General features: G+C 63.7%; 18 protein-coding genes. 6 read left to right on the plus strand and 12 right to left on the minus strand.

The window, feature by feature from the left end:
• Positions 1 to 689 precede the first annotated feature (689 nt).
• Entirely contained in the window at positions 690 to 1,940 is a 1,251-nt protein-coding gene (locus G3O01_RS17645; RefSeq protein WP_205806438.1) for an MFS transporter, read from the minus strand.
• A gap of 458 nt (positions 1,941 to 2,398) precedes the next feature.
• Between G3O01_RS17645 and G3O01_RS17650 the strand changes: the two genes are divergently transcribed.
• Entirely contained in the window at positions 2,399 to 4,060 is a 1,662-nt protein-coding gene (locus G3O01_RS17650) for a methyl-accepting chemotaxis protein (RefSeq protein WP_205806439.1), read from the plus strand.
• 765 nt (positions 4,061 to 4,825) lie between these two features.
• On the opposite strand, the gene G3O01_RS17655 is transcribed toward G3O01_RS17650, so the two are convergent.
• The 4 genes from G3O01_RS17655 to G3O01_RS17670 are packed head-to-tail and all read right to left on the minus strand — an operon-like array spanning position 4,826 to position 9,761.
• Entirely contained in the window at positions 4,826 to 5,689 is an 864-nt protein-coding gene (locus G3O01_RS17655) for an HlyD family secretion protein (protein WP_205806440.1), read from the minus strand.
• Between the two features lie 13 nt (positions 5,690 to 5,702).
• Positions 5,703 to 5,903: a DUF1656 domain-containing protein gene (locus G3O01_RS17660; protein WP_007585430.1), complete on the minus strand. Its 201-nt coding sequence runs from the start codon at positions 5,901 to 5,903 to the stop codon at positions 5,703 to 5,705.
• A complete protein-coding gene (locus tag G3O01_RS17665; RefSeq protein WP_205806441.1) occupies positions 5,893 to 8,121 on the minus strand; it encodes an FUSC family protein in 2,229 nt (742 codons plus the stop codon). The genes G3O01_RS17660 and G3O01_RS17665 overlap by 11 nt, the downstream gene beginning before the upstream one ends.
• A 14-nt stretch (positions 8,122 to 8,135) precedes the next feature.
• The gene (locus tag G3O01_RS17670) at positions 8,136 to 9,761 is read right to left on the minus strand and encodes an efflux transporter outer membrane subunit (protein ID WP_205806442.1); all 1,626 of its coding nucleotides are present in this window, start codon (positions 9,759 to 9,761) and stop codon (positions 8,136 to 8,138) included.
• 162 nt (positions 9,762 to 9,923) lie between these two features.
• Between G3O01_RS17670 and G3O01_RS17675 the strand changes: the two genes are divergently transcribed.
• Both G3O01_RS17675 and G3O01_RS17680 read left to right on the plus strand, forming a co-directional pair.
• On the plus strand, positions 9,924 to 10,862 hold the full coding sequence (locus G3O01_RS17675) for a LysR family transcriptional regulator (protein ID WP_205806443.1): 939 nt from the start codon (positions 9,924 to 9,926) through the stop codon (positions 10,860 to 10,862).
• 169 nt (positions 10,863 to 11,031) lie between these two features.
• The gene (locus G3O01_RS17680; RefSeq protein WP_205806444.1) at positions 11,032 to 11,184 is read left to right on the plus strand and encodes a hypothetical protein; all 153 of its coding nucleotides are present in this window, start codon (positions 11,032 to 11,034) and stop codon (positions 11,182 to 11,184) included.
• A gap of 14 nt (positions 11,185 to 11,198) precedes the next feature.
• On the opposite strand, the gene G3O01_RS17685 is transcribed toward G3O01_RS17680, so the two are convergent.
• From G3O01_RS17685 to wrbA, 4 genes are all read right to left on the minus strand, one after another.
• Positions 11,199 to 12,032, minus strand: a complete 834-nt coding sequence (locus G3O01_RS17685; RefSeq protein WP_205806445.1) for a metallophosphoesterase — start codon at positions 12,030 to 12,032, stop codon at positions 11,199 to 11,201.
• 27 nt (positions 12,033 to 12,059) lie between these two features.
• Positions 12,060 to 13,487, minus strand: a complete 1,428-nt coding sequence (locus G3O01_RS17690; protein ID WP_205806446.1) for an FAD-binding oxidoreductase — start codon at positions 13,485 to 13,487, stop codon at positions 12,060 to 12,062.
• Positions 13,488 to 13,615: 128 nt separating this feature from the next.
• Positions 13,616 to 14,044: a DUF2069 domain-containing protein gene (locus G3O01_RS17695; RefSeq protein ID WP_205806447.1), complete on the minus strand. Its 429-nt coding sequence runs from the start codon at positions 14,042 to 14,044 to the stop codon at positions 13,616 to 13,618.
• Entirely contained in the window at positions 14,041 to 14,643 is a 603-nt protein-coding gene (wrbA, locus tag G3O01_RS17700) for an NAD(P)H:quinone oxidoreductase (RefSeq protein ID WP_205806448.1), read from the minus strand. The genes G3O01_RS17695 and wrbA overlap by 4 nt, the downstream gene beginning before the upstream one ends.
• Before the next feature lie 106 nt (positions 14,644 to 14,749).
• On the opposite strand from wrbA, the gene G3O01_RS17705 reads away from it, so the two are divergent.
• A complete protein-coding gene (locus G3O01_RS17705; RefSeq protein WP_205806449.1) occupies positions 14,750 to 16,069 on the plus strand; it encodes a YihY family inner membrane protein in 1,320 nt (439 codons plus the stop codon).
• A gap of 50 nt (positions 16,070 to 16,119) precedes the next feature.
• Here G3O01_RS17705 and G3O01_RS17710 read toward each other — a convergent pair whose 3' ends face one another.
• The 3 genes from G3O01_RS17710 to G3O01_RS17720 all read right to left on the minus strand — a co-directional run bounded on the left by G3O01_RS17710 (position 16,120) and on the right by G3O01_RS17720 (position 18,769).
• Positions 16,120 to 16,443 carry an Mpo1-like protein gene (locus G3O01_RS17710; RefSeq protein ID WP_205806450.1) on the minus strand — a complete coding sequence of 108 codons (324 nt, stop codon included), beginning with the start codon at positions 16,441 to 16,443 and terminating at the stop codon, positions 16,120 to 16,122.
• A 134-nt stretch (positions 16,444 to 16,577) separates the two neighbouring features.
• Positions 16,578 to 17,423, minus strand: a complete 846-nt coding sequence (locus G3O01_RS17715; RefSeq protein ID WP_205806451.1) for an alpha/beta hydrolase — start codon at positions 17,421 to 17,423, stop codon at positions 16,578 to 16,580.
• Positions 17,420 to 18,769 (minus strand): O-acetylhomoserine aminocarboxypropyltransferase, encoded by a 1,350-nt coding sequence (locus tag G3O01_RS17720; protein ID WP_205806452.1) that lies wholly within the window; start codon positions 18,767 to 18,769, stop codon positions 17,420 to 17,422. Before G3O01_RS17720 ends, G3O01_RS17715 begins: the two co-directional genes overlap by 4 nt.
• Positions 18,770 to 19,120: 351 nt before the next feature.
• On the opposite strand from G3O01_RS17720, the gene G3O01_RS17725 reads away from it, so the two are divergent.
• A complete protein-coding gene (locus G3O01_RS17725; RefSeq protein WP_205806453.1) occupies positions 19,121 to 19,588 on the plus strand; it encodes a CBS domain-containing protein in 468 nt (155 codons plus the stop codon).
• A 192-nt stretch (positions 19,589 to 19,780) separates the two neighbouring features.
• Positions 19,781 to 21,718, plus strand: a complete 1,938-nt coding sequence (locus G3O01_RS17730; protein WP_205806454.1) for an MFS transporter — start codon at positions 19,781 to 19,783, stop codon at positions 21,716 to 21,718.
• Positions 21,719 to 21,762 lie beyond the last annotated feature (44 nt).

Consider the following 21,762-nt stretch of genomic DNA (forward strand, 5'->3'; position numbering starts at 1 on the left):
GCGGGGCGGCACTTACTTTCTTTGCCGCCGCAAAGAAAGTAAGCAAAGAAAGCGGGCTAACACCGCCCGTTCTTGACCTCCGCCTGAGGGCCCCCAACGGGTCCTCTCCTTCACACGGCAACCTGCTATTCACTGCCCGTTGCCAGCGCTTTGAACAGGCGCCTCACCCACTTCAAGCACCCGCAACACAGCCAGCGGCAGCGAATGGTTAGGGCCGCCCAGGTGGCAAACTGTGTGTAGGTCGTAGTGCTCCACACGTCATCGCCCTTACGACACCGATCGTGTTTTTCAGTCTGGAGTGGAGCGCATAAGCCGGGACAGCCTACACACAGTTTGCCGCTATAGAACGCGGGTAATCTGATGGCGCGAGTTGTGACGCGGGAGTGTGAAGCGGGTGAGGCGCTCAATAAGAGCGTTGGCAACGGGCAGTGATTGAGAGGTTGCCGTGTGAAGCGGAGGAACTGCTGGGGGCCCTCAGGCGGGAACAAGAATTAGCGGTGTTCAGCGGCTTTCTTTTGCCTACTTTTCTTTGCCGCGGCAAAGAAAAGTAGGTGCCGCCCCGCACAGGGGCAACGCTAGCAAACCACTAACAAATCGCGGATGCCAGCACAACAGCAAAAGGCAGAAGCGACAAACCGGCGAGAAACCAACGAGAAACCAACCCCATCCCCGCCGGAGGCAAATAAACCTCAACCCTTAACGTGTTTCGCTTCGATATTCGGCAAGAACACAGTCAGCACGCCCAGCAACGGCAAGAACGAGCAAACCTTATAGACATAGGCAATGCTAGTGGCATCAGCGAGTTGCCCGAGCACAGCAGCGCCGATCCCGCCCAAACCGAAGGCAAAGCCAAAGAACAGCCCAGCCACCATCCCGACCTTGCCAGGAATCAGCTCCTGGGCATAAACCAGAATCGCCGAAAACGCCGAAGCCAGCACGATCCCGATAATCACAGTCAGGACGCCAGTCCAGAACAGATTCGCATACGGCAACAACAGCGTGAACGGCGCAACACCCAGAATCGACACCCAGATCACATACTTGCGGCCGATCCGGTCACCCACCGGCCCGCCGATCACCGTACCCGCCGCAACAGCGGCAAGAAACACGAACAGATGCACCTGCGCGGCCTGCACGGGCAGATGGAACTTGTCGATCAGATAGAACGTGAAGTAGCTGTTGATGCTCGTCAGATAGAAGTACTTCGAGAACACCAGCAGCACCAGGATGCTCATCGCGAACATCACCTTGCCGCGCGACAGCGTCGGGTGCACGGCCGCGCCGCTACGCGCCTTCTTCGTCGCAGGATGCGCCTTGTACCAGCGGCTGATGTGCGTCAGCACGAGAATGCCGATCAGCGCCGCCGCCGAAAACCACGCAATGCTGCGCTGGCCATGCGGAATCACGATCAGCGCCGCGAGCAACGGCCCGAGCGACGAGCCCGCATTGCCGCCCACCTGGAACAGCGACTGCGCCAGACCATGCTTGCCGCCCGACGCCATGCGCGCCACGCGCGACGACTCGGGATGGAACACCGACGATCCGCAGCCAACCAGCGCCGCCGCGATGAGCAGCACGCCAAAGCTCGGCGCAACCGACATCAGCAACAGCCCCGACAACGTAAAACCCATGCCGACAGGCAACGAATACGGCTTCGGATGCTTGTCCGTGTACAGGCCAATCAGCGGCTGCAGTAGCGACGCCGTGATCTGATACGTCAGCGTAATCAGGCCGATCTGTCCGAACGACAGAGCAAAGTTGGCCTTCAGCATCGGATAGATCGCAAGGATCAACGACTGGATCATGTCGTTCATCAGATGCGAAAAGCTGATCGCGCCAAGAATTGAGTAGACGGTTTTCGCTTGCGGCCGGGGGGCGGCCGGGGCGGAAGCTGAAGCAGCGGCGCCAGCCAGGGCGCCTTTGTCGAGGCTGGTTTCCATGAGGTCGGTCAGGAGAGGGTGGCTCGGGAGCCAACGCCGGCAGTCGGGGGGAACCGTCGGCGGCAGCAGATGTTTTTAGCGTTTGATGAAGTGTAGTGTGTCTCCCACTAATTGTCCGGCCAAGTTTTGTCGCGATTCGGACATCCATTGATGTGCAAAGCTGCCGTTTGTGCCTGTTTTTTGTGCGACGGATACGCCTGGCGGCACCGCGATGGCGCGATTTTGGGGCGATTTAGAGTGGAGCAACGGTGCAAAAGGTGGGAAAACGCGCCCGGCGAATTTTGGTCAATGTATAAATCCCACGCGGCGCGTCGCCCACGAGGCAGCGCGCGCAGGACCGGGACGACAGCCGGAAGGACGGCCTCAAGAATGCCGCTGGCGGTGCCGTCAACCCGGAGAGAAAAGCAGCAATGCCGGAACCGACCTTTCCGGCAGCACGACAAGCGGGGACGATAACGATGAAAGCAGTTTCGCTGGGTAGTCAGCCGGGGGCGGCGTTCGCGCCGGATAGCGAGTCAGCCGGAGGGCCGGCGCGCTCGGGCAAGCGGGCAGCGGGCGGCACGCGTAGCTGGTCGGTGAAAACGACCTTGCGGCTCGCGTTCGCGGTGCTGCTGGTGGGCACTTTGGCGGTCGGTGTGTTTTCGCTTGCGCAGATCAGCCGGCTGAATGGCCAGATGCGCTCCATCTACGAGCAGGGCCACATTGCGAGCCGGGCCGCCGAAGAGGCGCGCGGCTATCTTCTGCGCGCGAGCCGCGCCCAGAAGATGCTGCTGACGGCGACGACCGCGAAAGAACGCGACGAGCTCGGCGCCGATATCGACAAGGGCCTGGCGGGTCTGTCGACCGAACTCAACACGCTCCAGCAATACGCGAATTCCGCCGACGCCGCCGTGCAGCAGAAGAAGTTCGCTGCGGCGATCGGCGTGTGGAGTGGCCACCTGCGCGATTTCGTGACGCTCGTGAAGGCGCAGCCGCTCGACCTGTCGCAGATGAACTGGCAGGTCGGCACGATGGACGTGTCGCTGCTGGTCGAGACGGGCAAGCTGGAGAAGCTCGTCGACGAGCAGGTCGCGCAGCGCGGCACCGCCGCGAAGGCGACGATCGACGCGTCGTCGTTCATTTATCAGTCTTCGTTCGTGATGATGGCCGTGATGACGATCGCGCTGATCGTGCTCGCGTTCGTGATCAGCGAATGGGTGGTGCGGCGTTTGGCGCGGCAACTGGGCGGCGAGCCGGTGTACGCGAAGGAGATCGCGAGCCGCATCGCCGCGGGCGATCTGTCGAACGACATTGCGCTCGGCAAGCGCGACAGCGGCAGCATGCTGTCGGCGCTGCGCGACATGCAGAACGGGCTGTCGTCGACGGTGTCGCATATTGCGGCGAGCGCGGAAGCGATCGCGGCCGCATCCGGTCAGATTTCAATGGGCAATCTCGATCTGTCGCAGCGCACCGAGCAGCAGGCGATGGCGCTCGAACGCACGGCGAGCAGCATGGAAGAGCTGACTTCGACGGTGCGTCAAAACGCGGACAACGCGAAGCAGGCGCGCACGCTGGCCGACAACGCATCGGCGATCGCGGAGAAGGGCGGCGACGTGGTTGGCCGCGTGGTCGCGACGATGGGCCAGATCAACGACAGCGCGAAGAACATTGGCGACATCATTGGCGTGATCGAAGGGATTGCGTTCCAGACGAACATCCTCGCGTTGAATGCCGCCGTCGAGGCGGCGCGCGCGGGCGAGGAAGGGCGCGGCTTTTCGGTGGTGGCGGGCGAGGTGCGCAACCTTGCGCAACGCAGTGCGGCCGCGGCCAAGGAGATCAAGGGGTTGATCAGCGCTTCCGTCGAACGCGCGAGCAACGGCTCGCAACTCGCGCAGGACGCCGGGCAGACGATGGACGAAGTCGTCAAGGCTGTGAAGCGCGTGACAGACATCATGGGGGAGATCTCGGCTGCTTCCGCCGAGCAGAGTTCCGGGATTGAAGAGATCAATCTCGCTGTGTCGCAGATGGATGCTGGTACCCAGCAGAATGCAGCGCTTGTTGAGCAGGCTACTGCGGCGGCTCGCGCGCTTGATGATCAGGCTCAGGCTCTTAAATCCGCTGTTGCGAAGTTTTCGTTGTAGTAAGGGGTGGTTTGTTCTGCGACGCTGGTGTGGTTTGCTTGTGTTTGCGCTGGCATCCGCGATTTGTTAGTGGTTTGCTAGCGTCGCCCCTGTGCGGGGCGGCACCTACTTTTCTTTGCCGCGGCAAAGAAAAGTAGGCAAAAGAAAGCCGCCGAACACCGCTAATTCTTGTTCCTGCCTGAGGGCCCCCAACGGGTCTTCCGCTTCAAACGGCGTCCTGCCTTCCACCGCCCGTTGCCAACGCTCTTATTGAGCGCCTCACCCGCTTCACACTCCCGCGTCGCCACACGCGCGACCGCGTCTCCCAGGTTCTATAGCGGCAAACTGTGTGTCGGCTTTCGCGGCGTATGCACATTACTCCGGACTGAAAAACACGATCGGTGTCGTAAGAGCATTGAGGTGTGAAGCACTACGACCTACACAGAGTTTGCCACCTGGGCGGCCGCAACCATTCGCTGCCGCTGGCTGCGCTACGGGTGATTGACGCGGGTGAGGCGCCCATTCAAGGCGCTGGCAACGGGCAGTGAATAGCAGAACGCCGTTTGAAGCGGAGGACCCGTTGGGGGCCCTCAGGCGGTAGTCAAGAGCGGGCGGTGTTAGCCCGCTTTCTTTGCTTACTTTCTTTGCGGCGGCAAAGAAAGTAAGTGCCGCCCCGCACAGGGGCAACGCCTGAAGCACCAGTAACAAACCGCGGATGCCAGCGAACAAACCGCGGATGCCAGCGCAAACACAAGCAAACCCACCAACGCCGCAGCAAAACAAAAATCACAACGACGGCGTCACAACAACCGTACAGGTAGTCCCAGCAGAAAGCAGCACACCATCAGGCACCGAGTCAATCTTGACTCGCACGGGCACACGCTGTGCCAACCTAACCCAGTTAAAAGTCGGATTCACATCAGCCAGAAGCTCCCGGCTCTGGGGATTATCGCGATCATAGATGCCGCGAGAGATGCTTTCGACGTGCCCCTTCAGCGTGCCACCGCTCATCAGGCGAATATCGGCCTTATCACCGACGCGCACATGAGGAAGCTTCGTCTCTTCAAAATACCCATACACCCAGAACGAATTGCTATCCACAACAGCCAGCTTCGCCGACCCGGCAATCGCATAGTCACCGCGATAAACATTCAGGTTAGTAACATACCCATCAACCGGCGCCACCACCCGCGTGCGTTCGAGATTGAGCTTCGCGGCATCCAGCGCGGCCAGAGCCTGCTGATATTGCGCCTCGGCGGCCGACGCCGTATGCGTCGCGTTCTCGCGGTTTTCCTTCGACACAACAAGGCTATCCATATCCGCGCGCCGCTGCGCATCGTCGCGCCGCATCTGCAACTCGGCCTTGCGCGCGGCAACCGCAGCCTGCGCCTGCTCGACCGCAATCTGATAGTGCGACGGATCGATCTGCATCAACAGATCGCCCTTATGCACGAACTGGTTGTCACGCACGGGCAGTTCGACCACGGCGCCCGAGACATCGGGCGCAATGTTCACGACTTCGGCGCGCACGCGGCCATCGCGCGTCCACGGCTCGTCCATGTAGTGCACCCACAGCGCACGCCCGATCAAGATCGCAATGACGAACACAATGGCCGTCGCGATAAACCCAATGATGTTTCTGATTGTCATGATTCGACTCTGATCAACGATAAACGGCGAGACCCAGCACGCCGCACACACACACGAGCAAACTCGCGCGGAACAGGGACGGGTGCCACACGACGCGGTACAGCCCCGTCCAGGCTATCGCGCGATCGAGCAGCCACGTGATCGCGGCACCCGCGATGAACAGCAGCACGATGGCAGGCACGTACGCGTCGAGGACGGCAATCTCACGTGGCATGGCGAACTCCTTGTGGCGCGTCGTTGTTCGTATCGCTCGCGTCGCTGGCTTGCCCCAGCGGCGATTGCGGATCGAGCAGCGCGCTCCGAATGAAATGCAGATGACTCAAAATGCGTTGCAACTGATGACGCTCGTCCCGCGGCGGCGTGAAGGTCGACAGCATCTGTTGAACGGCGGAGATCGAATCGGCCGTTGCGGCCAGCGCGCGGTCCAGGCGTTCGGCACGCGGGCGCTCGAACAGCCGGCTCACGGCGGCGCCCGTCGCGCGCAGACTCACGCGCCACGGCATCGACGGTGCATAGCGCGCGTCGCGCGGCAACGTCGCGATTTCGCTGCGCAAATCGATCACGGCATTGCCGATCTCCAGCACCGCGAACATCCAGCGCATCGTGTCGCGCTTCACACCCGGCTCGCTCGCCGCCAGCGCGTTGATCTGATGCATCAGATCGCGCGCGCCGCTTTCGAAGCGCGTGCGCAGCCTCCACAGACGGCCGATGCGGCCACGACATGCCAGCACCACCTGCGCGCGCAGATCGGCGAGGAGCCGGTTGCGCAGCCACGGCGTCGACGGCGGCAGCAAGACGGCGAAAGCGATCGCCACGACCAGCATCGACAGCGCGAGCGCGATCGCATCGTTGATGAAGTTGCTCGGGTCGTAATGAATCACGTTGTCCGGGCCGGCGAGGAAGCAGAAGAAGATGCAATAACCGACGCCGTAGCCCGCCAGCTTCGGCCGAGTCGTCATCCACACGCCGAGCGCGAGGAACGGCGTGAGCGCGGCGCACAGCAGCGGGAATCCGTCGATATGCGGATAAATGCCGAACGTGAGCACCATCGCGAGCGTCGATGACAGGATCGTGCCCGCCGCCATCTGGAACGCCGTGCGCGTCGGCGTCGGCGACGAGGACGCGAGTGCGCAGACGGCCGCCGCGTTCAGCGTGAGCGTCGAGCCGCTCGGCCATGCCGTCGCGATCCAGAACACGCCGAGAATCGACATCACGATCGCCGCGCGCAGTCCCGCGACGCCCACCGCGATGCCGTTCGTCTTCGGCTCGTATCGCTCGATCCAGCGCTCGCGTTCGTGTGTCGCGACCGCGAGCGATGCGTAAGTTGCCGCGTAGGCGTGCAGGTCGTCAACGAAGCGGTAGAGCAGTTCCGCGCCCGTGTCGAAATCGAGCAGCGGCACGTCGGCGTCGCGTTCGAGCGCGGCGCGGCTTTCGCGCATGCGCTTCGGCAATTCGGCCTTGAACCTTTCGAGTTGCGCCGCGGCGTGGGATGCATCGGCGGCTGTCAGCACGGGCTCGCCTGATTTGCTCAGCAACGGTGCGATTTCGCGGAAGTACGGTTCCAGGGCATCGACGGCGGCCGTCGCGCCTGCCGCGCCGGACGCGCGCAGACGGTTCATCAGCTGATGCAGCGCGTGAAAGCGCGTCGATGCGGTCATGAACTCGCTGTTCAGCCGCGACAGGCGGCCGTTGCGCATCCGCGAATCGGGGCTTTCGAACACGGCGACACTGCGCACGGCCTCGAAGCCGACGATATCGGCGACGAACTTCGCATTGGTCGCCTCGATGCGCGCGCGGTCGACATTGCCCGACAGCGCCGCACACACATAGTCGACGAACGACGAAAAACGCGCGCGCACCGTACTGCGCATCTGCTCGCCCGCATGCTGCGGAAACACCAGCGCGCTGACGAAGCCCGAGCACAGAATGCCGACCACGATTTCGGCCACGCGCGTGAGCGCCGACATGAACGCGCCGTCGGGATGCTGCGCAGCGGGGATGCCGATCAGTGCCGCCGTGTAGCCCGCGAGCACGAAACCATACGAGCGGAAATTGCGGTTGCGCGCGGCGCCGGCCGTGCAGATGCCGACCCAGATTGCCGTCGAGATGATGAACAGCTCCGGCTGCTGCGAGAACAGGCTGATCAGCGTCATCATCACGACGAGGCCGATCAGCGTGCCGCAGATCCGGTAGAAACTCTTCGCGAACACCATGCCGCTTTGCGGCTGCATCACGATGAAGACGGTGGTCATCGCGGTGCGCGGCTGCGGCAGGTCGAGCTTCATCGCGACGCCGAGCGCGAGAAAGCACGCGGCGAGCGCCTTGAACAGATAGATCCACGTGCGGCCGTCGGTACGCGCCCAGTCGACGAACGCGGCGTAGAGCGCAGCCGGTGTCGGCGGCGTTCGGGTGGTGAAAGGGTTCGAGGACATCGGCGGCGTTCCTGTCAGTGGACCGCCGGCGTGCCGGTCGATGCGCCGCTTGTTGCACCCGTGATTGCACCCGTCGTTGCACTGACGGCGGGCTTGCCTGCAATGGCATTGTGGTCGGATCTCGCGGTGCTATCGGCAGGGTCGGTTTTCTTGCCCTTGCCATGCGCGGGCAACACATCCTTTTGCGACGGACCATCGGCGGGATCGATCACGCCGCCGCCCAGCGCCGTCACGAGCGTCGCGTGCGCCTGCAGCTGTCCGGCCTGCACCTTCGCGACGCCTTCCTGCGCGCGCAGCAGTTGCGTCTGCGCGATCAGCACGTTCACATAATCAGTCAGACCACGGCGGTAGCCTTCACGCGCCAGCTGATAGCTCTTGTTCGCGGTCGCGACGGAGCGCTGAGCATCCTTCAGTTGGGTATCGAGCGAACGCATCCGCACGACCTGATCGGCGATTTCCTTCAGCGCATCGACGATCGACTGGTTGTATTGCTCGACAGCCACGTCATAGCCTGCCGATGCCGCGCCCAGTTGCGAGCGCAGCCGTCCTCCCGTGAAGATCGGCAATGACAGCGCCGGGCCCGCGGTCCAGCCGCCCGATTGCGACTTCAGGAAGCTGAAGAGCGGCCCCATCGCCGCATAGCCGCCGACGGACGCCAGCAGATCGATATTCGGATAGAAGTCGGCTTTCGCGACGTCGATGCCGCGCGCCTGCGCGGCAACCGTCCAGCGCGCCGCGACGATATCGGGGCGATGGCCGATCAGCTCCGCAGGCATCGTCGACGGCAGGCCGGCGAAGCCGGACAGCGCCAGTTGCGGGCGCGTGATCGTGTCACCCGCGCCGGGGCCTTTGCCGGCAAGGGCAGCGAGTTGATTGCGGCCGAGCGCGATTTCTTCTTCGATCGCGTCGATCTGGCGTTCGTATTCGGGCAGCGGCGCTTCCGCCTGCGCGACTTCGAGCTGCGTGCCGATGCCGCCTTTCAGGCGTCGGTTCGCGAGCGCCGCGACCTGTTCCTGCTGTTCGAGCGTCTCTTTTGCGATATCGAGCAGCGCGTAGTTCAGCGACATCCCGATATAGGCGCGCACGATATTCGACTGAAGTTCCAGTTGCGCCGCGCGATAGTCGGCGGCGCGCGCGTGCGCGAGATCGAGCGCTTCTTCCGCGGCGTTCTTGTCCTTGCCCCACAGATCGAGGTGATACGACAGGCCGAGTTCGGCGGTGTTGTTCCACGACTGCTGGCCAGCCAGCTCGCCCGGACCGTAGAACACGTTGTCGGGCCACTGCTTGCGCTGGATCTGCATATTGCCGTTCACCTGCGGCAGCAGCGCGGACTTCGCGACACCAGCGACCGACTGCGCCTCACGCACGCGTGCCTGCGCGGCCGCGAGCGTCGGGCTGCCGGCCTGCGCCTGCTCGATCCACGCGTTCAGTTGCGGGTCGTTATAGGCGCGCCACCAGTCGGCGGCGGGCCATTGCGCGTCGGTATTGGCTGCGCGGATCGCGGCGCCGACGTCGAGCGAGGCGGGCTCGGTGCTGGTCGATTGGGGCGCGATGTGTCCCGTGCTCGCGCAGCCGGCGATTATCAACGAGATCGTAAGAACCGACAGCGCGGCGATCCCTTTTCTTACCGGAAACTGCACGATTTGCTCCCCAAATGGCTAAAGAACCTTGGGGCTAATTATATTTTTCGATCAATTAGCGAATAACCCGCAAGGACGTAACGCATACTTACGGAGAATGAGATAATCGTCTTTCCAAATCGTGCAACAATCCTTCCCATACAGAAAGATTGGATGTAAACCATGGATACGCTTCAGAACATGCGCGTATTTGTCCGCGTCGTCGAAGCGGGCAGCTTTACCGGCGCGGCCCAGCATCTCAACACGACGACCGCCTACGCGTCGCGCGCCGTGTCCGATCTGGAGGCGCATCTGCGCACGCGTCTGCTAAACCGCACGACGCGCCGCATCGCCCTGACGGAAGCAGGCGAGCGCTATCTGCAGCGCTGCGAGCAGATTCTCGCGTACGTCGATCAGGCGGAAGCCGAAGCCAGCGACGCGCACGCGCGTCCCTCGGGCAAGCTGAAAGTTCATGCAATGACGAGCTTTGGCCAGCACTATGTCGTGCCGGCCGTCGGCCGCTATCAGCAGAAATATCCCGACGTTCACCTCGAATTGACGCTCGCGCAGCGCATGCCGGATCTGCTCGACGAAGGCTACGACGTGGCCGTCGTGCTCGCGGGCAGCCTGCCCGATTCGGGTCTCGTCTCGCAGCGCCTTGGCAGCGCGTTCAGTATCACCGTCGCGTCGCCGGAATATCTGGAGCGCAATGGCGTGCCGCAGACGCTGTCCGATCTGCGCGGCCATACCTGCTTGCAGATGATCACGCCCGTGATGCCCGCCGACGAATGGACCTTCGACGGCCCGAACGGCCAGGAAACGCTGCATCTGGGCGCGTCGACGTTCCAGATCAATGTTGCCGAAGCGATGGCCGTGGCCGTGCGCGAAGGCATGGGCGTCGCGGTGCTGCCCATTTATTCGGCGATTGCAGGCCTGCGCAGCGGCGAACTCGTGTGGATTCTGCCCGAGTACATTTCTCAGGAAATGAACGTGTACGCGCTGTATCCGTCGCGCCAGTATCTGGACGCGAAAATCCGCACGTGGGTCGAGTTCCTGCGCGACGAACTGCCCGCCACGCTCGCCACCGATCAGGCCGAACTGCGCAAGTTCGCGCGCACTTGAAATAGCGCAGACGCGGCGCGATATGGGTTGGACAGGTTTTGACTTACTGTTACATCCCGCTGCCGCGCCGCAACACTTGCTTACTTTCGCACGGCATCGGGTTTGCTAACGTGTCGTCAAGGCCGGGATGTTTCGGCACGCAAGCACATCTGGAATCGAAGAGGACAACATGGATACGCATCTGCTGATGATCGGCGTCGCCGTCATGGTGGGACTGATTGGCATCGCCGCATCGCGCGATCTGGTGAAGCGTTTGCGGCCGCAACCGCGTCTGGTACCCATTCGTGTCGAGCGGCCGCAGCGGCGCTCGCGCGATATCTGAACGATAGCTGAGCGTCAGATTTCGACCACTTTGTCCCACGCGAACGCCGCGTTTTCGAGCGCGCGCGTGCGGCGGTCGAGATAACCGCGCGGGTTGCACACCACGCGCGTGCCGTTTTCCACGTAATCGAATGCCGTGTGCGTATGGCCGTGTATCCACAGGTCCACGGGTTCGCGCACCAGTGACGGCAGATGATTCACGAATCCCGCTGACACGAGATCGTCCGCGTAGCGCTCCGCAAGACTGCGACGATGCGGCGCGTGATGCGTGACGACGATCGTCTTCCCCGCGAACGGTTTCGCCAGTTCGGCTTCGAGCCACACGCGTGCGTGGACGTGAAGCGCGAGCGTATCGGCGGCTGTCAGATCGCGCGGTGTGTTGTCCGGCAGCGGGTCCTGGTCACTCGCATCGTTGCCCGCTGTCCACGTCACCTGAATCAGCCCGCGATAATCCAGCATCACGCGCTCGGCGGCGGCAATCGAAGCTGCCCGCGATTCCTCATCCGAACCGTAAAGATCGAAATCAGTCCACAGCGTCGTGCCGAGCACGCGCCACTGTCCGCCCGGATCGACGAGCGTGGCGTTGTTGAGAAAGTGCACGTTATCGACGCTCGCGGCAGCATCGCGCATGGCCGTTTCCAGCGCGCCCAGTTCGCCGTCGTAGTACTCGTGGTTGCCCGGCACGTAGACGACGGGCACTGCGCCGTCGAACGTTTCGGCGGCCCACCGCAGCCCTTCGGCGTGATTGTGGATGTCCCCGGCGAGCACGACGAGATCGGCGTCCGCATGCGGGATGATCTCGGGCGCGTCGTTTTCCAGATGCAGATCGGACAGCACGCGAACTTTCATGGACGCCTCTCGTCGATTCCGATGCTCTTAGCGTAGCACCTTGCCGGGATTCATCAGGTTCAGCGGATCGAGCGCGGTTTTCAAGGTTTTCATCAGACGCACTTCGACATCCGACTTGTAATGCGCGGATTCGTCGACCTTCAACTGACCAATTCCATGTTCCGCGCTGATGCTGCCGCGGTGGCGATGCACGCTGTCGTAGACGATCTCATTCATGGTGCTCTGATATCGCGCCAGAAACTGCTTCGCATCGACGCCTTCGGGCGCCTGCACGTTGTAGTGCAGATTCCCGTCGCCGAGATGGCCGAACGTGACCATCCGCGCGCCGGGCACCGCCTTCGCGATCGCCGCATCGGTTTCTTCGATGAAGTGCCCAATGCGCGAAATCGGCACCGCGATATCGTGCTTGATGTTCAGCCCTTCCTCGGCCTGCGCGAGCGGAATGTGCTCGCGCAGATTCCAGAACGCCTTCGATTGCGCGAGATTCTCCGCGACCACGGCATCTTCGACGACACCTTCTTCGAGCGCCGTTTCCATCATCGTTTCGAACAGCGCGCGGGCGTGTGCTTCGCTTTCGCTATCCGACAGTTCGAGCAGCACGATTTGCGCGTGCGGTTCGGCGAACGGATAGCGCATCTGCGGATAGTGCCGGTTCACGAGACGCAGGCAGAAGTCCGACATCAGTTCGAAGCCGGTCAAAAGCGGCCCCGCGTGGCGTTGAGCTAGCGCCAGAAAATCGAGCGCGGCATGCGGCGAGGGCAGCGCGGCAAGCGCTGTCACGCGCACAGCTGGCTGCGGATGCAGTTTCATCACGGCGGCTGTGATGATGCCGAGCGTGCCTTCCGCACCTATGAACAGGTCGCGCAGATCGTAGCCGGTGTTGTCCTTGCGCAGACCGCGCAAGCCGTCCCACAACTCGCCTTGCGCCGTCACCACTTCAAGCCCGAGACACAGCTCGCGCGTGTTGCCATAGCGCAGCACGCCCGTGCCGCCCGCGTTGGTCGACAGATTGCCGCCGATCGTGCAACTGCCTTCGGCCGCGAGGCTCAACGGGAACAGTCGGCCCGCCGCTTCGGCGCGCGCCTGCACGTCGGCGAGCACGACGCCGGCTTCGACGGTGATCGTGTTGTTGTGCGGATCGACATCGCGCACGCGGTTCAGGCGCTCCAGGCTCAGCACCGCCTGTTCGCCGCTCGCGTCGGGCGTCGCGCCGCCCACGAGGCCCGTGTTGCCGCCTTGCGGGACGATCGCGACGCGATACTCGTTCGCGAGCCGCACGAGCGCGGCGACTTCTTCAGCAGTAGACGGACACAGCACCGCGCACGCGCGGCCCGTGTAGCGGCGGCGCCAGTCGGTCAGATAGGACGCGGTATCGTGCGGATCGGTCAGGACGTGTGCGGCGCCGATCGCGTCGGCGCACGCGGCGATGAAGGTCGATGAAGCGGCGGAATTCATGGTGGTCGGTCAGAACGGGTAGGGCGTATTCGTCTTGTATGGGATGAGACGCTGACGGTTGATACAGGATGCTGCTCTCGATGCACGGCGCGGCCGGGGCTGTGGCTGCACTGCGCATGATCTTGCGTTCAGACGGGGCCGCTGGCCGCGCCGTTTTCATGGCGCGCCTGACGCTTCGCCGCGCGCTTGAACGGCGCGACATAGACGAGCGCGCAGACGAAGAACACCGCAGAAAGCGCCACTTCGCACCAGCCGAGTTGCGCACTCAGGCCGCGATCGGACATGCCGCGCACGATGCCTTCCATCAGATACAGCAGGCTCAGCATCGACGCCCACTGCAGCGTGTACAGCCGCTTGCGCCACACGCCGGGCAGCGCGAGCAGTAGCGGCACGGCTTTCAGCACGAGCAGCGAGCCGCCCGCGCGCAATGGAGCCAACTGCCACTCCCACGCGATACACAGCGCAATCAGTGCAACGAGCGCAAGCAGCGCACCCGCAGCGGCCGCGCGGTTGCCCTGCACGCCATCACGGGAAACTGCGTTGCGCTCTGGGGTCATGGGCGTTCGCTCATCGAAGCGGCCGTGCGCGCGATCCGTGCGCCGAGTGCAATGGCGAGCGTTTTCTCGTCGGCGGAAATGCCGTGTCCGGCCGAGTCCGCGCGCGCAAAGTGCGACGCGCCGTAGGGCGTGCCGCCGGTTTGCGTGGTCGTCAGCGTGCTTTCGGTGTAGGGGATGCCGAGGATCAGCATGCCGTGATGCAGAAGCGGCAGCATCATCGACAGCAGCGTCGATTCCTGGCCGCCATGCAGGCTGCCTGTCGACGTGAACACGCAGGCCGGCTTGCCCGCGAGCGCGCCCGAGAGCCACTGCGGCGTGGTGCCATCGAGGAAATACTTCAGTGAGGCGGCCATGTTGCCGAAGCGGGTCGGCGAACCGAGTGCGAGGCCCGCGCACTCTTCGAGATCGCGTAGTTCCGCGTAGGGCGGGCCTTCGGCGGGAATGTCGGGCTGCGTGGCTTCGCAGACCGTCGAAACGGGCGGCACCGTGCGCACGCGCGCCTGCATGCCGGGAACGCTGTCGACGCCGTGCGCGATGGCCAGCGCGAGTTCGCGCGTGGCACCGTGCCGGCTGTAGTAAAGCACGAGAATGTCTTTCATAGGCAAGGGCAGTGAACGGGTATTATAGGGGTGGGTTCGCTGGCGGTGCCGCGAGATTGTCGGCGCGCTCGATGCTGGCGCGTGCACTGAAGTGAAGGAGGTCGGTTTGTTGTCCAGGTTGCGAGTCGATCTCGACACGCTCAAGCGTCTCGCGGAATTCGCCGCGAAGCGCAGCGGCGAAGATCGCGTTCCGCAGGTGGCGGGCAGTCTCACGTTCACGACGATGTTGTCGCTAGTGCCGCTCGCAACGGTCGCGTTTGCGCTGTTCACTGCGTTCCCGATCTTCGCGCAGTTCCAGGTGTCGCTGCAGACCTTCCTCGCCGACCACCTGATGCCCGATCAGGTCAGCAGCCAGATCTTCAAATACCTGAACCAGTTCGCATCGAAAGCGAAAGGGCTGACTACCGTCGGCATGATCATCCTGTTCGTCACGTCGGTGATGACGATGATGACGATCGAATCCGCGTTCAACGTGATCTGGCGCGTGCGCAAGGCGCGGCCGTTCGCGCAGCGCGTACTGGTCTACTGGTCGATCCTGACGCTCGGGCCGATCCTGATCGGCGTGAGCCTGTCGCTCTCGTCGTATATGTTCACGCAGTCCATGACGTACACGGCCGCGCAGCGCATCACACCGCTGATCGACTGGGCGCTGGCGGGCGCCGCGTTGCCGTTGACGGTGCTCGCCTTCACGCTGATGTATGTGTTCGTGCCGAATTGCCGCGTGGAATGGCGCGATGCAATCGTCGGCGGCGTAACGGCAGCGATTGCGTTCGAACTGGCCAAGCGCGGCTTTGGCTTCTACATCCGGCGTATTCCGACCTATACGGCCGTGTACGGCGCATTCGCCGTCGTGCCGCTCTTTCTGCTGTGGATGTATCTCAGCTGGTTCATCACGCTGGCGGGCGCGATGATCGCGTCGGCGCTGCCCGCGATACGCACGGGGCAATTTCACCGGCCGGATTTTCCGGGCAGCGATCTGCTCGACTCGCTCGAACTGCTCGCGCGGCTTGTCGAAGCACGCGATGCGGGCACGCACGGTTATACGGTGCAGGAGCTTGCGCGTGCGTTGCGCCGGGACATGGAAACGACGGTGCGCCTGCTGCAGCAGCTCGAAGCCATCGACTGGATCGTGCAACTCGACGAAAACGGTCAGCGCCCGCGCTTTTTGCTGCTGGCCAACCCCAGCCAGATCACGGTCGAGCGCCTTTTCAAGCTGTTCGTGATCGATCGCGACGAACTCGCGTATCAGCTGAATCTCGACTCGACGCGCGTGGATAGCGCGACGCTGCTCGGTGCGCTCGACAATGACGCGCTCAAGGTGAGTCTGGCGAGTCTGCTGGCGGCGCGTGCCGTTGCGCGCGGTGCAGGGCAGCAGGATCCGGCAGGGGTGGAAGGCGGGACTGCGTTGCCCCAGCAGACGGCCTGAGCTTGCATCCGGCCGCCATGGCGTTCGAATCCTATCCCACAGCGTGCGGCCTATAACGAAATACGCCCCGTGCAGATGTCCTTGAACATCACCCAGTCGCCCATCAGGCTATAGATGGGATGCCGGAAGGTGGCCGGTTTGTTCTTCTCGAAGAAGAAATGGCCAACCCACGCGAAGCCGTAACCGCATACCACGGCGGCTGGCAGCCACCACCAGTCGCCCGTCGCGAGCGCCATCGCGACAAAGCCGATCACTCCCAGCGATCCGATGAAATGCAACCTCCGCGACACCGCGTTGCGATGCTCGGTCAGATAGTACGGATAGAACTCCGCGAAGCTGGCGAAATGTTCGTCGTGCGTGGTCTGATGGCTCATGATCGCCTCCATTGCCTGCCTGCGTGAGCGCCGTGGCGCGGGCCGAAACCGCTCAGGCATGGATTCATTGTGCTGCTATCGGCAGACGCGCGCAACCTGGCCATCCGGCATATGGTGCGCGCTTTTCGCCGCGCTTAAAGTGACGGCTGTGAGCGATTCGCGGCGTGGGTTTTAGCGAACGCGTAGAGCGCGTCGAGCGTGGCGTCGGGCTGTTCAGACATCAGCGCGTGACCCGCATCGAGCGTGATCGTGTCGACGGGTACGCCGGCACTGCGCAGCGCGTCGGCGAGCGCTTTGGCCGCGCGTGGCGGCGTCATCATGTCGCGTTTGCCGACGATCAGGCGCGTCGGGCAGCTCACGTTAGCGGCGCGCGCGAGGCCATCCGTGTACGCGTTGCAGGCGCTGAAATCGGTGTGAAAGAGTTGCGGTTCGCCGGTTGCCGAGATGCGCTCCATCAGCCGCTGGTTCATCCCGTGCAGCCAGAAGCCGGGCGCGGGGCAGGATGGTTTGGCGGCGAGCGTCGAATGCGACCACTGGTTGACCATGTCGATGGCCTCCGGCTCGCGCTCACGGGCGGCGTCGAGCAGCGTGTCGGAGACAGCCATCGGTACGGCTGTCGCGAGCAGCGCGAGGTGCGTCGCGCGCGCCGGGTAGCGGGCCGCGAAGTCGAGCGCGATGAGCGAGCCCATGCTGTGGCCGGCGACGAACGCGCGCGCCACGCCCACTGCGTCGAGCAACGCGGCGAGCCAGTCGGCCATCGCGCCGACGCTGGTCAGCGCGGGGCCAGCGCTGCGGTGGTGGCCCGGCAGGTCGACTGCCAGCACCCCGAAGCCGTGATGCGCAAAATAGCGTGTCTGCAGGGCCCAGACGCTGTGATCGTGCTCGGCGCCGTGAATGAAAACGGCGGTGGGCAACGCGGCATCGAACGCCTTGCCGCCCGTGTAGACATAGGCCGGTTTGCCGTTGACGTCGACGATCATGCGGACTCCTTGCGCGCGGCATCGGCGGGCTTTGCAGCGGATTGCTGTGATCCGCCGCCCGCGGATTTCTGCGCGGCCTTCAGCGCACGCTTGAGGTCATCGATCAGATCGTCGGGGTCTTCAAGGCCGATCGAAAGCCGGATCGTGCCTTCCGCGATGCCGGCTGCGGCGAGCGCGGCGGCATCCATGCGGAAGTGCGTCGTCGATGCCGGATGAATGACCAGCGAGCGCGCGTCGCCGACATTCGCCAGATGCGAAAACAGCGACAGCGCTTCGATGAACGCGCGGCCGGCGGCGCGGTCGCCGCGCAGATTGAAGCTGAACACGGCGCCCGCGCCGCGCGGCAGCAGGCGCTGGGCGAGCGCGTGGTCCGGATGCGTCGGCAGATCGGGATACGCGACCGACTCGACGGCGGCATGGGCGACGAGGAATTCGACCACCTTGCGTGTGTTCGCGACGTGGCGCTCCATGCGCAGCGGCAGCGTCTCGATGCCTTGCAGCAGTTGCCACGCCGCTTGTGGATGCAGGCACGCGCCGAAATCGCGCAAGCCTTCGCGGCGGGCGCGCAGCAGGAACGGCGCGACGGTGCTTTCCTCGGCGAACACCATGCCGTGAAAGCCTTCGTACGGCTCGGTGAATTCGGGGAAGCGGCCCGATGCGTCGAAATCGAACGTGCCGCCGTCGACGAGTACGCCGCCGATCGTCGTGCCGTGGCCGCCGAGAAATTTGGTCGCCGAGTGGTAGACGAAGTCCGCGCCGTGGTCGAACGGCTTGAGCAGATACGGCGTCGTAAAAGTCGAATCGACCAGCAGCGGCACGCGGTGCTCGTGCGCGATCTGCGCGATGGTCGCGATGTCGAGCACGTCGAGGCCTGGATTGCCGAGCGTCTCGCCGAACAGCAGCTTCGTGTTGGGGCGCAGCGCCGCGCGCCACGCGTCGATATCGCCCGGCTTCACAAAGGTCGTTTCGATGCCGAAGCGGCGCAGCGTGTAGTTGAGCAGGTTGTGCGAGCCGCCGTACAGCGCGCCCGACGCGACGATGTGCGAGCCCGCGCCCATCAGCGTTGCGATGGCCAGATGCAGCGCGGCCTGGCCGCTCGCCGTGCCGATCGCGCCCGCGCCGTTTTCGAGCGCGGCTACGCGCTCTTCGAACACGGCCACGGTCGGGTTCGAAATGCGCGAGTACACATGGCCCGCGCGCTCCATATTGAAGAGCGCGGCGGCGTGGTCGGAGTCGCGGAACGTGAACGACGTCGTCTGGTAGATGGGTGTCGCGCGCGCGCCCGTTGCAGGGTCGGGGGCGGCGCCCGCGTGCAGCGCAAGCGTGTCGAAACGGTTGGCGGACATCGTAGGCGGCCAGGCCAAGGCAGCCCGGCAAAGGTGGGAGTGGCGGCCATCGTATCATCGCGGGGCACGCGATCCACTCCGTTTTCGCCCGGATGAGTTCGTACGCGCAGGCGTCGCGGCGGGTCCGCGGGCGTCGCTGTCAGGCCCGCGGGCATTGGCCGCCGGACGTTCGCTGGCGCGCGATCTGGGGCGCCTGTGCGCTTCCTTTTTGCAGGCCTTTCCGCTAGGATCGAAAGTCAGTCATGCCTTTTTGTGCTTTTTTCGTGCTTTAGAAGGCTTCATCCGCAACCAGATTGCATGGGACGCAGAGTAGGGCGCTCAACGCCAACTCCCGTCGACAGGAGACAAATCATGCGCGTTAGCGACATTCTCAAGCTCAAGGGCAACACGCTGTTTACGGTGACGCCCGACAGCCCGCTCAGTGAGGCTGTCATCACGATGGCCGAGCACGATATCGGCTCGCTGGTCGTGATGGAGTACGGCGATCTGGTCGGCATGCTGACCTTCCGCGAAATCATTCTCGTGCTGAGCAAGAACGGCGGCAGCGTCGGCGGCAGCACGATCCGCAAGGTCATGGACGACCACCCGCTCACCTGCACGCCCGAAACGGACGTCAACGAAGTGCGCCGCATGATGCTCGAGCATCACGTGCGCTATCTGCCCGTGATGGAAAGCCGCAAGCTGATGGGCGTGATTTCGTTCTACGACGTGGCGAAGGCCGTCGTCGAAGAGCAGGGTTTCGAGAACCGGATGCTGAAAGCCTACATCCGCGACTGGCCCGCCGAAGACGAGCCGCAGCAGGAGCAGCCGTCGCGCTGAGCGCGGCTCGCTGCCGGCTTACGACTCCCGTTTCCGGGCGAAACCTGCCGGCATGCCGCATCTGCATGAACGCACCATCCTCGAAGCGCGCGCAACCAGCGAGCGCTTTTTTTATGTCCGCCGATCCCGCGATCCGGCGCCCGGCAAAGCGGCTGTGAAGCCGGGCGGAACCTGCCTGATATCAACGTGCCCATGAGCGACCGTCCGTTGTCTGCTGCCCAACGCGCAAGGCGCACCGAGCGCGAGCACGGCTCGCAGTTCCGTCTGCTGCGCGAGCGCCGTTTTGCGCCGTTCTTCTGGACGCAGTTCCTCGGCGCGATGAACGACAACGTGTTCAAGATCGGCTTCACGTCGCTCGTCACGTTTCAGGCCGCGCGCTTCTCAGGCGTCAACGCGGATACCGCCGCCTTTCTGATTTCCGCGATCTTCATTCTGCCCTTCGTCCTGTTCTCGGCGACCTCCGGCCAGGTCGCCGACAAGTACGACAAGGCGATGCTCACGCGCTTCGTGAAGACGTTCGAGATCGGCGTGATGCTGGTCGGCGGCGCGGGTTTCTGGCTGCACAATGCCACGCTGCTGTATCTCTGCACGTTCCTGATGGGCGTCCATTCGACAGTGTTCGGTCCCGTCAAATACGCATATTTGCCGCAGCATCTGGAAAAGTCGGAACTGGTGGGCGGCAACGGCATGGTCGAAATGGGCACGTTCGTCGCGATTCTGCTCGGCACGATTCTGGGCGGGGCGGCCGCGGGCTCGAACGTGCATGGCGCGACAATCCTCGCGTTCAGTTGCGTGGCGATCGCGCTGATCGGGCGTGCAGCGTCGGGCTTCGTGCCGCCGTCGACGCCGTCTCAACCCGACCTGCGCATCAACTGGAATCCGGTTAGCGAAACCTGGCGCAATCTGAAACTCGCGCATCAGAACCGGACGGTGTTTCTGAGCCTGCTCGGCATTTCCTGGTTGTGGTTCGTCGGCGCGACGTTTCTCTCGTCCTTCTTTCGCTTCGCGAAAGAGGTGCTGTCCGCCAATCCCGACGTCGTGACGGTGCTGCTCGCGACGTTTTCGATCGGCATCGGCACGGGCTCGCTGCTGTGCGAGCGGCTGTCGAAGAAGCGCATCGAGATTGGGCTTGTGCCGCTCGGTTCGATCGGCATTAGCGTGTTCGCGATCGATCTGTTTTTCGCGAGCCACTCGCTGCCGGGCGTGGGACATCTGCAGACGGTCGGCGAATTCATGGCGTTGCCCGCGCACTGGCGCGTGCTGGCTGACCTGTTCCTGCTCGCCATGTTCGGCGGGTTCTACAGCGTGCCGCTCTACGCGCTGATCCAGAGCCGCAGCCAGCCGAGCCATCGCGCGCGGATCATCGCGGCGAACAATATCCTCAACTCGCTGTTCATGATCGTGTCGGCGCTGATGGCTGTCGCGCTGACGTCGGCGGGTGTGGGCATTCCGGGGCTGTTTCTCGTCACGGCGCTGCTCAACGTGGTCGTGGCCGTCTACATCTATTCGCTCGTGCCCGAGTTCCTGCTGCGCTTCGTCGCGTGGCTGCTCGTGCACACGTTCTACCGGATCCGCCTCGTGCACGCCGAGCGTATTCCGGAAGAGGGCGCGGCCGTACTGGTGTGCAATCACGTGAGCTTTGTCGACGCGATCGTGATCATGGCAGAGAGCCCGCGGCCGATCCGCTTCGTGATGGACCACCGGATTTTCCGCACGCCATTCGTGGGTTGGCTCTTCAGACACGCCAAGGCGATTCCGATTGCGCCCGCGCACGAAGACGCCGAACTACTGAAGCGCGCCTACGACAGCTGCGCGAAAGCACTCGACGAAGGCGATCTCGTCTGTATTTTTCCCGAAGGCAAGCTGACGAAAACCGGCGAGATGAATCCGTTTCGCCACGGCGTGACGGAGATTCTTCAGCGCAAGCCCGCGCCCGTCGTGCCGATGGCGCTGCGCGGCCTGTGGGGCAGCTACTGGTCGCGCAACACGGATGCGCGCTTTCCCCGGCCGCTCCAGAAGGGCGTGATGAGCCGACTGACACTGGCGGTCGGCGAGCCGCTCGAACCGGGCGACGCGTCGCCGGAACACCTGCAACAAATCGTGACGGAACTGCGCGGCGCACGAAAGTGACGCGGCCCGCGCTCGCCGGTCTGCAGAGGGCGCGACGCTTCGTC

The organism is Burkholderia sp. Ac-20365, from assembly GCF_017104715.1.
Lineage (GTDB): Bacteria > Pseudomonadota > Gammaproteobacteria > Burkholderiales > Burkholderiaceae > Paraburkholderia.